This window comes from Tianweitania aestuarii (assembly GCF_018457165.1).
In the GTDB taxonomy this organism is placed as follows: domain Bacteria; phylum Pseudomonadota; class Alphaproteobacteria; order Rhizobiales; family Rhizobiaceae; genus Tianweitania; species Tianweitania aestuarii.
In genome coordinates this window covers 494493-506699 of record NZ_JAFMNX010000002.1, presented here as the reverse complement: position 1 = coordinate 506699, position 12207 = coordinate 494493, and the positions used below count along the sequence as shown (strand labels likewise).

The 12207-nt window shown below is 61.8% G+C and carries 9 protein-coding genes and 1 pseudogene; 8 read left to right on the top strand and 2 right to left on the bottom strand.

What is annotated here, in order from left to right; genetic code table 11:
- The first annotated feature begins 18 nt into the window (after window positions 1–18).
- Together JYU29_RS10490 and JYU29_RS10485 are read left to right on the top strand one after the other, a co-directional pair.
- The gene (locus JYU29_RS10490) at window positions 19–630 is read left to right on the top strand and encodes a thymidine kinase (protein ID WP_213984743.1); all 612 of its coding nucleotides are present in this window, start codon (window positions 19–21) and stop codon (window positions 628–630) included.
- 93 nt (window positions 631–723) lie between these two features.
- Window positions 724–1945, top strand: a pseudogene (locus tag JYU29_RS10485) (DUF2333 family protein).
- Here the strand turns inward: JYU29_RS10485 and JYU29_RS10480 are convergent.
- The gene (locus tag JYU29_RS10480; protein ID WP_213984741.1) at window positions 1942–2184 is read right to left on the bottom strand and encodes a BrnA antitoxin family protein; all 243 of its coding nucleotides are present in this window, start codon (window positions 2182–2184) and stop codon (window positions 1942–1944) included. The pseudogene JYU29_RS10485 and the gene JYU29_RS10480 sit on opposite strands and share 4 nt — an antisense overlap.
- 361 nt (window positions 2185–2545) lie before the next feature.
- Window positions 2546–4723: a putative bifunctional diguanylate cyclase/phosphodiesterase gene (locus JYU29_RS10475; protein WP_213984740.1), complete on the bottom strand. Its 2178-nt coding sequence runs from the start codon at window positions 4721–4723 to the stop codon at window positions 2546–2548.
- A 162-nt stretch (window positions 4724–4885) separates the two neighbouring features.
- Here JYU29_RS10475 and JYU29_RS10470 point away from each other — a divergent pair, with 162 nt between their 5' ends.
- The 6 genes from JYU29_RS10470 to JYU29_RS10445 all read left to right on the top strand — a co-directional run bounded on the left by JYU29_RS10470 (window position 4886) and on the right by JYU29_RS10445 (window position 12117).
- Window positions 4886–5392: a MarR family winged helix-turn-helix transcriptional regulator gene (locus tag JYU29_RS10470; protein WP_213984739.1), complete on the top strand. Its 507-nt coding sequence runs from the start codon at window positions 4886–4888 to the stop codon at window positions 5390–5392.
- Window positions 5389–6612: an HlyD family secretion protein gene (locus JYU29_RS10465; RefSeq protein ID WP_213984738.1), complete on the top strand. Its 1224-nt coding sequence runs from the start codon at window positions 5389–5391 to the stop codon at window positions 6610–6612. The genes JYU29_RS10470 and JYU29_RS10465 overlap by 4 nt, the downstream gene beginning before the upstream one ends.
- Before the next feature lie 30 nt (window positions 6613–6642).
- Window positions 6643–6846: a hypothetical protein gene (locus JYU29_RS10460; RefSeq protein WP_213984737.1), complete on the top strand. Its 204-nt coding sequence runs from the start codon at window positions 6643–6645 to the stop codon at window positions 6844–6846.
- A gap of 9 nt (window positions 6847–6855) precedes the next feature.
- Window positions 6856–8388: a DHA2 family efflux MFS transporter permease subunit gene (locus JYU29_RS10455; RefSeq protein ID WP_213984736.1), complete on the top strand. Its 1533-nt coding sequence runs from the start codon at window positions 6856–6858 to the stop codon at window positions 8386–8388.
- A gap of 142 nt (window positions 8389–8530) precedes the next feature.
- Window positions 8531–9706, top strand: coding sequence for an MFS transporter (locus tag JYU29_RS10450; protein WP_213984735.1), 1176 nt, complete (start codon window positions 8531–8533; stop codon window positions 9704–9706).
- A 221-nt stretch (window positions 9707–9927) separates the two neighbouring features.
- Window positions 9928–12117 (top strand): anthranilate synthase, encoded by a 2190-nt coding sequence (locus JYU29_RS10445; RefSeq protein WP_213984734.1) that lies wholly within the window; start codon window positions 9928–9930, stop codon window positions 12115–12117.
- Window positions 12118–12207: the final 90 nt, after the last annotated feature.

Sequence of the window (12207 nt, the reverse complement as noted above, 5' to 3'; positions counted from 1 at the left end):
CGCTTAAAAGGCGCTCCCATGGCCAAGCTGTATTTCCACTACGCGACGATGAATGCCGGCAAGAGCACCTTGCTGCTGCAAGCTTCCTATAACTACGGGGAGCGCGGCATGCACACGCTGCTGCTCGTTGCCGGTCATTACCGGCGCGGCGATCGTGGCTATATCTCCTCGCGCATCGGGCTTGAGGCCGAGGCGGAGCTGTTCGGCGCGGGCGACGATCTCCTGGCCTTGGTCGGCGGGCATCACGCGCATCGCCCTTTGCATTGCGTGTTCGTGGATGAAGCACAGTTCCTGAGCGAGGATCAGGTCTGGCAGCTGGCCCGGGTGGCCGATCGTTTGGGCATTCCGGTGATGGCCTATGGGTTGCGCACCGACTTTCAGGGCAAGCTCTTTACCGGCTCGCAGGCCTTGCTGGCCTTGGCGGACGAGCTGCGGGAAGTGCGCACGATCTGCCGCTGCGGACGCAAGGCGACGATGGTGGTGCGGCTTGGCGCGGACGGCAAGGTGGCGCATCAAGGCGAGCAGGTGGCGATCGGCAAGGAAGCCTATGTTTCGCTGTGCCGCCGCCATTGGGAAGAAGAGATGAAACGCGTGGCGCCGGAAGATTTCGTCGGCTTTGCGCGGGGATAGAGCTGAAGCACATTGTTCTGAGCCCCATGAATCCATATCTGAGGCGTCAATGATGATGATGCTGCGCAGGCGTGGCTTGTTTGGAGGTTCTCCATGCTTTCTTCGATCCGCGCGGCTCTTGCGCGCGCAGCCGAACTGATCGGTCACCTGATCGGCCGCTTGCTGGCTTTGGTCGCATGGCCGTTCGTGGCGCTGGGCCGCTGGCTCGGCGGGCGCAGCTGGATCATCAAGGCGCCGTTTGCCCTCGTGGTGGTGCTGCTCGTCGGGCTTTACGGCTATTTCCTGTGGAACACGCAGGTTTGGAGCAATTTCGATCCTGATTATGCGGCGCGCTATGCTTCCGCGCAAACATCCGACCCAACAAGCACGACGTCACCAACGGGCACGACGGTTCCTGCATCCGATGCGGGGCAGGCGCCTGCTACAGCCCCCGAGGCCACAGAACGCCGCTGTCGTCAGCCAGCCGGTGTCGGGTGCTGATGGTGTGGAAGGCGAGGTGCGCACCTGCGTTCGCTCCGGCATCGTGGATGCCACGGCCGACCTGATCGACTTCAACGTCAACCAGAATGCCTGGGTGTCGTCGAACATTCTCTACAAGGTCGGCTTGTTCGGACTGGACTGGGACCGCAAGCCGTTTCTCGACAACAAGGCCGCGTTTCAGCGTGGCGTGAACCAGGCGATCCGGCGCACCACGGTCGAACTCGTCGATGCACTCGGCCGTGTTCGCGGCACATCGCAGATAGACAACGATCTGCAGGATGCGCGCGGCAATATGCAGTTCGATGAATATACCTGGTATTTCGGCTTGAGCCCGTTCGGGCCAAAAACGCCGACACCGTCTTATTACCGTGCCGCGATGCGCGATCTGCGCTCCTTCAACGACCGGATGCAATCTTGCGCGGTGCAGTTCGATGCGCGCGGCGACAACCTGCTGCAGTTCGTGGAACGGATCGCCAGCGATCTCGGCTCAACCTCGGCCATCCTGCGCGAGCGCTCGGAGACCTACAATAGCGGCTGGTTCGACACGCGGGCCGATGACCGTTTCTGGTTCGCTTACGGCCAGCTCTACGGCTATTACGGCATCCTGACCGCTGCCCGCCACGATTTCGCGGCCGTGGTGCAAAACAGGGGGCTGACGAGCCTTTGGCAGGAGCTGGAACAGCAGATCCAGTCCGCTTTGCGCATTCAGCCCGCCATCATCTCCAATGGCAGCGAAGATGGATGGATCATGCCGACCCATCTCGCGACCATGGGTTTCTATGTGCTGCGGGTGCGTTCGAACCTGGTTGAGATCCGCGCCGTGCTCGACCGTTAATCGTCGAGCTTGGCAGCCTTCAATACGTCATTCATACGCCGCTGCCAGCCGGCTCCCGTGGCGCGGAACTTTTCCAGCACTTCCGGCTCCAGGCGAAGCGACACGGCTTGTTTAGGGTTCGGAACGGGTGGACGACCGGGCTTTCGCTTCACCGGTGTCGATGACTGATCTGAAGATAAACGGCCAAGGTCTCGTTTGCCTTGGGCGAAGTGCTTCATGGGAATTTGCAAGTTCGGCATTTTCAAAGTCCCCGTATTTGGACTCCGTACCGCCAGGCAGGCCGGAGTTTTTCTTCGTTGCCTTCAGGATCAGGCTCAGAGCCAGAAATGACCTTGAAGACGATCGGTAACGGAAATCAGCGAGTGACTGACTTGTTTAACTAATTTGAGCTTTTTCCTCTCCTCTACCGTAGAACTAGAAAAGTTCTGGCCGGACACCAACCGCTTCTTCTCCGTCGACTAACATATGTTAGGGTGACCCTACGTCAAGCGAAGTCATTCAGCATCGATTAAGCGAAGCTGGGTCGGAAATGACTGAACACGGCCAACGGTTTCGCCGGTTTTTCTGCAAACTGACTGTTCTTGCCAGAAGAGATGCGGGTCAGGCGAAGCTGGTTGTCGTCAGCTTGTGCGCGGGTTCATCGAACATGCGGCGCAGATCGGCGGCGGGTACGGCTTCGCTGAACAGGAAGCCCTGGAGTTCGAGGCATCCGAGATCCACGACGCGGCGAAACTGTGTGCCGGTTTCGACGCCTTCCGCGGTGACCTTCAGCTTCAAGGACCGGGCAAGATCGATCACGGCCTTGACGATGGCGTCGTCTTCGGGCGCCCGGCCCAGTTCGCGGATGAAGGTGCGGTCGATCTTCAGCTTGTCGATCGTGTGACGCCTGAGATAGCCGAGCGACGAATAGCCGGTGCCGAAATCGTCCAGCGCGATCGTCACGCCCGCTTCATGGAGGGTTTGCAGAACTTTCGTGACGGTGCGCTTGCCTTCCAGAAGAACGCCTTCGGTGATCTCGACCTGCAATCGCCCCGGTTCGACGCCATGCTCGGCCAGAAGTGCGAGAAGATGATCGGCGAAGCTCGGATCGCGCAGTTCGCTCGGCGATACATTGATGGCGACCCAGGGCAGGTTGCTTGTCGCCAGAAAGGCGATGGCTGAGCGGGCGACCCAGCTTCCAAGTTCGGCGATCAATCCGCGCTGCTCGGCGATGGCGACGAACTGGGCCGTCGAGATGGCGCCTTGAACGGGATGGTGCCAGCGCGTCAGGGCTTCCGCGCCGAGGATGGTTTGCCCATCGGCGGCCATGATCGGCTGGAACATCAGCGCCAGCCCTTCGCCGGTTCTCAAGGCGATCCGCAGCTCGCTTTCGATGCGCCCGCGGCGCGCAAGCAGTTCGTCCATGCCTTTGGTGAACATCTGGAAGCGGTTGCGGCCGTTGTTCTTGGCTTCATAAAGCGCGATGTCGGCCTTGCGGCGAAGGTCTTCTGCATCGGTGCCGGCATCGGGCGCGATCACGACGCCGACCGATGCGCCGATATGAACGATCTCGCCCTGAAGATCGAAAGGCCGCGCCAGGGCTGCGACCACGCGCTCGGCGGCCCGGTGGACGGTGCAAACATCTTGCACGGATTCCAGCACGATGCCGAATTCGTCGCCGCCCAGTCGGGCCACTGTGTCGCTGCGGCGAACCACGGTTTCGAGCCGGCGTGCGACCTGGCGCACGAGATTGTCTCCAGCGGGATGCCCGAGCGTGTCGTTGATGTGCTTGAAGTGATCGAGATCGAGATAAAGCAGGGCGGTCTTGGTGGTCTTGCCTTGCTGCTTTTGCAGCGCAAGGCGCAGCCTTTCCTCGAACAAGGAGCGGTTCGGCAGATCCGTCAGCGCATCGTGAAAGGCGAGATGCTGCGCGTGCGCTTCGCTTGTTTGAAGCTGCAAGGTGGCGCGGCGGAAGCGATAAAGCAGAAAGGCGAGAACCAGCGCGATGAGGACCGACACCGCCGTCAAAGCGGGCATCAGATCGCCGAGCAGCCGGCTGGCCGGTCGCACCGGATCCCAGGCGATATAACCGAGCAGGGTGTTGTCCGCCGACATCACGGGAATGCGGCTTTGGTCCTCCTGAGGCTCCGAGACCTGCTCGAAGTGGCTGTTGGACAGGCGAAACTGTTCGCCCATGCGGCCAATCAGTTCGGCATCGAGAAACTTGACGGAGACATGAAGAAAGCGCGCGGTGATGCTTGGGTGAAACGGTGTCGAGCTTGGAAGCAGGGACACGATGCTGATCATCGCCGGCATCTTGCCGATCAAGATCGTGTCGGCGGTGGTTTGGCGCGGGTCGACTGCCGGATCCAAGACGCTGCTTTGCGCACGGTCGATGCTGGATCGTATCGCGTCGGCCAAGTGGATCTGGTTCGGCTCGAGACGGATGCCGTTTTCCATGCCGTAGATGATCTCATCCGAGCCATCCACGATGTAAACGCGGTCGTGGCCGAAGTCGGTGCTCAGGCGTGTTCCGAGATTGCGGTCGAGCCAGGCCTGGTTGTTCGAGCGCGAAAAGATCCAGGCTTCGGGCGTTGCGGTTGCAACCTGCTGTTGTCGCTGGAAGTCGGCGCGTTCCGCGGCCAGGGCGTTGAAGGCGAGATAGTTCTGCCGATCGATCGCGTCCTGGTCGACCCGCGCGCCGGCATAGAAGCCGAATGCCGCCAGAGCCGCAACAGATGCCACAACCGCGACAATGATTGTCCGGATCTGTAACGCGACTCGTTTCCGAGCTGGCATCTAGATTCCAAGTCTCCCGCAGTTCGGCCCCTATCAAGGCCGAGCGTAGATTAAGTACGCGTGAACCCACAAACCGAATCTGCATGCAGGCCTGTTAAAAAGCAGGGCAAGCATGCAAAAGTGTGCTTGCTGATCATAAGCACGCTCATTATATCGTCGCTCATGAACACGGAAACCGTCAAGCCATTCGGCTTTCTTCTCCATGAGGTCGCGCGTCTCGTTCGCAGCAAGATCGAGGCGCGTGCGGGCATGCATGGGCTTTCGGAAGCGCAACTGCGCTTGTTGTTTCGCTTGTGGAAGGAAGAAGGTGCGACGCAGGCGCGGCTCGCCCAGGTTCTGGAAGTCGAGCCGATCAGCATTTCGCGCCTGCTCGACCGCATGGAGCAGGGCGGGTGGATCGAGCGGCGGCAGGATCCCAGTGATCGCCGCGTGCGCATGATCTTCACCACGGCAAAAACCAAGCAGATCCGTGGCGCGGTCAAGGACGTGGCCTCGCAGGTCTACGAGGAAGCGCTCACCGGCGTGCCGCAGGAAACGCGCGACGCCTTGTTCGAGGGGCTGCAGGCAATGGCCAGAAATCTTTCATCAGGCGCGGAGCAGTCCGTGTCTTGTTTCAACGATCAGGAGCCGGTTGAACAGGCTCGCGCTCCCAGGGTTGCAGTATCATGAGTGCCGTTCAAGAGATCGACGACAAGGTCGAAACAGTGGGCCGCGAAACGCCCAAGCCAGTTCCAACGCCAGTCGAGCAGCCGGCAACGACCGCTGCACCGCCAGCGGCGGCCAGCGAGCCGACGCCGGTTCAGCCAAAGAAGAAGAGCAGCAAGAAGCGCTATGCGATCATGGCGCTCGTTCCGCTGCTTCTCGTTGGCGGCGGGCTTTATTTCTGGGTCACGGGCGGCCGGTTCCAGGAAACCGAGAATGCCAATCTGCGCCAGGCCCGCGTGACGATCGCGTCCGAAATCGCGGGGCGCATCACCCAGGTGAACCTGCACGAAAACGAGGCCGTGAAGGCCGGCGACGTGTTGTTTGCGGTTGATCCCGAGCCTTATCGCATCGCGCTTGCGCAGGCCGACGCTGCACTTGCCGGTGCGCGTCTCAATGTCGAGCAGCTGCGGGCGTCGCTTGGCCAGGCCGAAGCGCAGCAGCGCTCGGCGCAGGGCGAGGTCGCTTATCTTCAGCAGGAGCTCGAGCGCCAGACCGCCCTGTCGGACAAGGGCGTGACAACGCAATCGTCGCTCGACACGGCACGTCGCAACCTGGACAAGGCGCGTGACGCCGAGTTGTCGGCAGCACAGGCCGTGATCGGCGCGAAGGCAGCGCTCGGCGGCAATCCCGACATCAAGACGGATGAACATCCGAGCGTGCTTTCAGCGCTGGCCGCACGTGATCGCGCGGCCTATCAGCTGGAGCAAACAACGGTGACGGCTCCGGCCGACGGCATAGTTTCGCAGGCATCGTCCTTCAAGGAAGGGCAGTTCGTTTCGCCGGGCTCGGCGCTGTTCACGCTTGTGGAAACCCATGATGCGTGGGTGGAGGCGAACTTCAAGGAAACGCAGCTCACCCATATGCGGCGCGGCCAAAAGGCCGAGATCGAGCTCGATACGTTCCCCGGCCAGCCGATCGAGGCCACGGTGGACAGCATCGGTGCCGGTACGGGTGCCGAATTCTCCCTCCTGCCGGCGCAGAACGCCACCGGCAACTGGGTGAAGGTCACGCAACGCATTCCCGTGCGCTTGAAGATCGACTCCGCCGATGCCGACCTTCTCCTGCGCACCGGCATGAGCGCCACGGTGAACGTGGATACGGGCGTGGCGCGCGGATGGGGCAGCCTGTTCGGCCATGCCTATGCCGGAACACCCGCCGCTCCTGAAACCCACGCGGCCAATTAATCCAATCTCTTCAGCCGAAAGGCGATTGCCATGACGATCGAACTCGAATTTCCTGCTTCTCCCGCAACGGGGGAGGCATGCCCCTTCACGATCTGGGTTCCGCGCGAGGAAGCCTCGACGCCAGAATATCAGCAGGCGATCGCCGCCGCCGAAAGCCGGATGACGGACCTGCCTCCGTTCGTCTGCGACAGCGACGTCTCGGCTGCCGACACGTTTCTCGGCCAGTGGCTGTAAGCTCATCCCATGAGCGCCGCCGTTGATCCTCATGAGGTGCCGCATCGTGGCCTGATCACCGTTTCGATCATGCTGGCCACGATCATGCAGGTGCTCGACACCACGATCGCCAATGTCGCTTTGCCGAACATGGTGGGCGATCTGGGTGCCTCACAGGACACGATCAACTGGGTTCTCACTTCCTATATCGTCGCCGCCGCCATCATGACGCCGGTGACGGGCTGGCTGTCCGACCGGTTCGGACGCCGCGAACTGTTTCTGACCTCCGTTGTCGGCTTCACCATTTCGTCCATGCTTTGCGGCATCGCCTGGAGCCTGGAAACGATGGTGTTGTTTCGCGTGGCGCAGGGCCTGTTCGGCGCGGCCATCGTGCCGCTGTCGCAGACCTTCCTGTTGGACATCAACCCGAAGGAACGGCATGGCCAGGCCATGGCGATGTGGGGCGCCGGTATCATGGTCGGACCGATCATCGGGCCGACGCTGGGCGGCTGGCTCACCGAAACGCTGAACTGGCGCTATGTGTTCTTCGTGAACCTGCCGGTCGGCATCATCGCCTTTCTGGGCTGTGCCGCTTATCTCCCCAAGATCGCCAAGCGCCTGCGCGGCTTCGACTTCTTCGGCTTCGCCATGCTGTCGCTCGGCGTGGGCGCGTTGCAGCTGATGCTCGACCGCGGCGCGGAAGTGGACTGGTTTTCCGCCGTCGAAATCTGGCTTGAGCTTGGTTTGTCGATCACCGGCTTCTGGGTGTTCATCGTACATCTGGCGACGAAAGACGACGCCTTTATCGATCCGGCGATCTTCAAGGATCGCAACTTCGTCACGGGCCTCGTGTTCATCTTCGTGATCGGCGTGATCCTGCTGGCGAGCCTGGCGCTTCTGCCGCCGATGTTGTCGCGTTTGTTCAACCATTCCACGATCACAACCGGTCTCGTGATGGCACCGCGCGGTGTCGGCACGATGATCTCGATGATCCTGGTGGGTCGCCTCGTTCGGATCGTGGATGCGCGCATTCTCGTGGTGACGGGGCTGTCGCTGACGGCCTGGTCCTTGCACGACATGACCGGGTTTTCGCCGCAAATGGACGACTGGCTGATCATCCAGTCGGGCGTCATCCAGGGCCTGGGCCTCGGTCTCGTCTTCGTGCCGCTGTCCACGATCGCGTTCGCTACGCTCGAACCGCGCTTCCGCACCGATGCGGCCAGCCTGTTCAGTCTGGTGCGTAACCTCGGTTCGTCGATCGGCATTTCGGTCGTGACTGTGGTTCTGACCCGCAACACGCAGATCAACCACAGCGAATTGTCCACGGCGATCAGTCCGTTCAACCCGAACCTGCAGGCTTTGTCGCCGGGTGCGGCGGCGGGCAATCCGACGCTGCTGTCGCAGATGGATCTGCTCGTGAACCAGCAGGCGCTGATGATCTCCTATGTAGACGACTTCAAGCTGATGATGATCGTCACGCTATGCGCCATTCCGCTGGCTTTGCTGTTGCGCAAGCCGAAGGCGGCTGCGGGCGGTGGCGCGCCGGCCGTGCATATGGACTGAGGCTGGAGGGCCGGCTGTTTTCTTCTGGGGGGTCGGTCCTGCTCATCCTCAACTGCATTGCTGCAGTGCAGAACATGCGGCTTGATGCGGTGGTGAAACTGGCGCATTGATCGCAAACAGCTCACAACGCGCGTTTCCGTTCATGCCCCTTCCGATCTATGCCCTGGCGGTCACGGCCTTCGTGATCGGCACCACCGAATTCGTCATCATGGGGCTTCTTCCGGAGGTCGCCGCCGATCTGCGTGTGACGATCCCCGCAGCCGGCCTGCTCGTGACCGGTTATGCTCTGGGCGTGGTGATCGGTGCGCCGATCCTCGCGATCCTGACGGCAAAACTGCCGCGCAAGGCGGTGCTGATCGGGCTTGCCACCATGTTCGTGATCGGCAACCTGTTCTGCGCCATTGCACCGAACTACTGGACCCTGATGCTGGCGCGCGTCATCACCGCCTTCGGCCATGGCGCTTATTTCGGCATCGGCTCGGTTGTGGCGGCGAGCCTCGTGCCGCGCAACCAGCGCGCCAGTGCGATGGCGCTGATGTTTGCCGGTTTGACGCTCGCCAACATTCTCGGCGTGCCGGCGGGCACCGCGCTCGGCGAGATCTATGGCTGGCGCTCGACCTTCTGGGCGGTGGTGTTTATCGGCCTGTTTGCGGTTGCAGCCATTGCCTGGTTCGTGCCCTCCGGTGTCGCCAAGCCGACGGGCGAGGGCATCACCAGCGAGTTGAAGGTGCTTGGCCGGTTGCAGGTCTGGCTTGCCATGATCATCTCGGCGCTGGCATCGGTCAGCCTGTTTTGCGTATTCACCTATATCAAGCCGCTGTTGACCGACGTGACGGGGATCAGCGTGTCGTCGGTGACCTGGATCCTGCTTCTGTTCGGGGCGGGCATGACGGTGGGCAACATTCTCGGCGGCAAGCTGGCGGACTGGAAGCTGATGCCGACGGCGATCGGGACGCTGGTGCTGATTGCGGTGACGCATCTGGCGCTGGCCGAGTTCAGCCGCAGCCCGACGATGATGATCTCGCTCGTTTTCATCTGGGGCGTGCTGACCTTCGTGATCGTGCCGCCGATGCAGATGCGCGTGGTGGAAGCAGCGGCCGAGGGTCCCAATCTGGCCGCGACCCTCAACCAGGGTGCGTTCAATGCCGGCAATGCGGCGGGTGCGTGGATCGGCGGTGCGGCGATTTCGATGGGCGTGGCCTATGACGGCTTGCCGTTCGTGTCGGCGGCAACGGCGATTATCGCTATGCTCATCGCCGTCTGGTCGCAGTCGCTCGATCGTCGCGGCGTCAATCCTGTGGCGGTGCCGGCGGAGTGACGGTGTTCGTCGATCCGCGCTTGCTGGATGCAGGCTTCCGCGATATGGAAAGCGTCATGACGAAGATCGTGTTTTCGAAGCTCTGGTGGTGGCCCGCATAAGCGGCCGACCCAGACGCGTGCGCGCGAAATTTGGATGGCCGCAGGAGAAGTCCGGGCGGCCATTTTGTTTTTCAGGACCTCCCGGGCGCTTTGCGGCAAAACCCTCAGCCGGAGTGTAGAATGACCATCGAACAGCTTGAAAACGGATCCGAACGCTACGCAACAGCGGGTGGCGTGTCCGTTGTGCGCCAGCGCCATGAGACGGCCTATGCCGGCGCGATCGAGGCCTATATCGATGGTCTCGACAGCCGACGCGGTGCAGTTTTCTCTTCGAACTACGAATATCCGGGCCGCTATACGCGCTGGGATACGGCGATCATCGATCCGCCGCTGGTGGTGAGTTCGCGCGGCCGCGCCATGAAAGTCGAAGCGCTGAACAAGCGCGGCGAAGCGCTGCTGGCGATCGTTGCGCCTCATCTGCAGGGTCTCGACGGCGTTGCGGTGACCGACAGCACGGATCGCCTCGTGCAGCTGATTATCGCCGAACCGGACCGGGTGGTGATTGAGGAAGAGCGCTCGCGCGTTCCATCGGTGTTCACCGTTTTGCGGACGATCACGACGCTGTTCAAGTCGCCCGACGACGCTCATCTCGGCCTTTACGGCGCGTTCGGCTATGATCTCGCGTTTCAGTTCGATCCCGTTGATCTCAAGCTCGAGCGTGCGACGAGCCAGCGCGATCTGGTGCTTTATCTGCCCGACGAAATCCTGGTGGTCGATCATTACACGGCGCAGGCCTGGCATGTTCGTTATGACTTTGCGCTTGATGGCGTGAGCACGGAAGGCGTTGCGCGCGAAACGCAGGACGAGCCGTTTCGCCCCGCCGACCGCATTCCGCCGCGCGGCGATCATGAGCCGGGCGAATATGCCAAGCTGGTGGAACGCGCCAAGGACAGTTTCCGGCGCGGCGATCTGTTCGAGGTCGTGCCCGGTCAGACCTTCTACGAGCGCTGCGAAACCAGGCCTTCGGCCATTTCGCGCAAGCTGAAGTCGATCAATCCGTCGCCCTATTCCTTCTTCATCAATCTGGGTGAAGGGGAATATCTGGTTGGCGCGTCGCCCGAAATGTTCGTGCGCGTGGCCGGTCGCCGGGTGGAAACCTGCCCGATCTCCGGCACGATCAAGCGCGGCGAGGATGCGATTGCCGATGCCGAGCAGATCATCCAGCTGCTCAATTCCAAGAAGGACGAATCCGAGCTGACCATGTGTTCGGATGTGGATCGCAACGACAAGAGCCGGGTGTGCGAGCCGGGTTCGGTGCGCGTGATCGGGCGGCGTCAGATTGAGATGTATTCGCGCCTGATCCATACGGTTGATCACATCGAAGGCCGGCTGCGCGAGGGGATGGACGCATTCGACGCCTTCCTGTCGCATGCCTGGGCCGTGACGGTGACCGGCGCGCCGAAGCTGTGGGCAATGCGCTTTCTTGAACAGAACGAGAAGAGCCCGCGCGCCTGGTATGGCGGGGCGATCGGCATGGTGCATTTCAACGGCGACCTGAATACGGGCCTGACCTTGCGCACCATTCGCATCAAGGACGGCATCGCGGAAGTGCGCGCTGGTGCGACGCTGCTTTACGATTCCGACCCGCAGGAAGAAGAAGCCGAAACGGAACTGAAGGCGTCGGCCATGCTGGCGGCCATTCGCGAAGCGCAGACCGGCAACGCCGCGGTGGCCGAGCGCGAAACGTCGAAGGTGGGCGAGGGCGTGTCGATCCTCCTTGTCGACCATGAAGACAGCTTCGTTCACACGCTTGCCAACTATTTCCGTCAAACGGGGGCCGATGTGACCACCGTGCGCTCGCCAGTGCCGGAAGCGGTGTTCGAGCGGGTGAAGCCGGATCTCGTTGTTCTGTCGCCCGGACCGGGCACGCCGAGCGATTTCGACTGCAAGGGAACGATCAAGACGGCGCGCTCGCGCGATCTGCCGATCTTCGGCGTTTGTCTTGGTTTGCAGGCGCTGGCGGAAGCCTATGGCGGAGAGCTCAGGCAGTTGCATGTGCCGATGCACGGCAAGCCCTCGCGCATCAGCGTGTCGAAGCAGGGCGTGATCTTTTCCGGTCTGCCGAAGGAGGTCACGGTCGGGCGCTATCATTCGATCTTTGCCGATCCGGTGCGGCTGCCCGAGGGCTTCGTCGTGACGGCGGAAACCGAAGATGGTGTGATCATGGCTTTCGAACATGCGAGCGAGCCGATTGCCGCCGTGCAATTCCATCCCGAATCGATCATGACGCTGGGCGGGAATGCCGGCATGCGGATGATCGAAAACATCGTCGCGCATCTGCCCGCCAAGGCCAAAGTGAAGGCGGCCTGATCAAACGGGATCTGGTTAGGGATCAGAGCGGCGCCGTCGGCTTCGATGGCGCCCTCGCAAGGGGTTTTGGAACGTGACTGCAACCGAGAC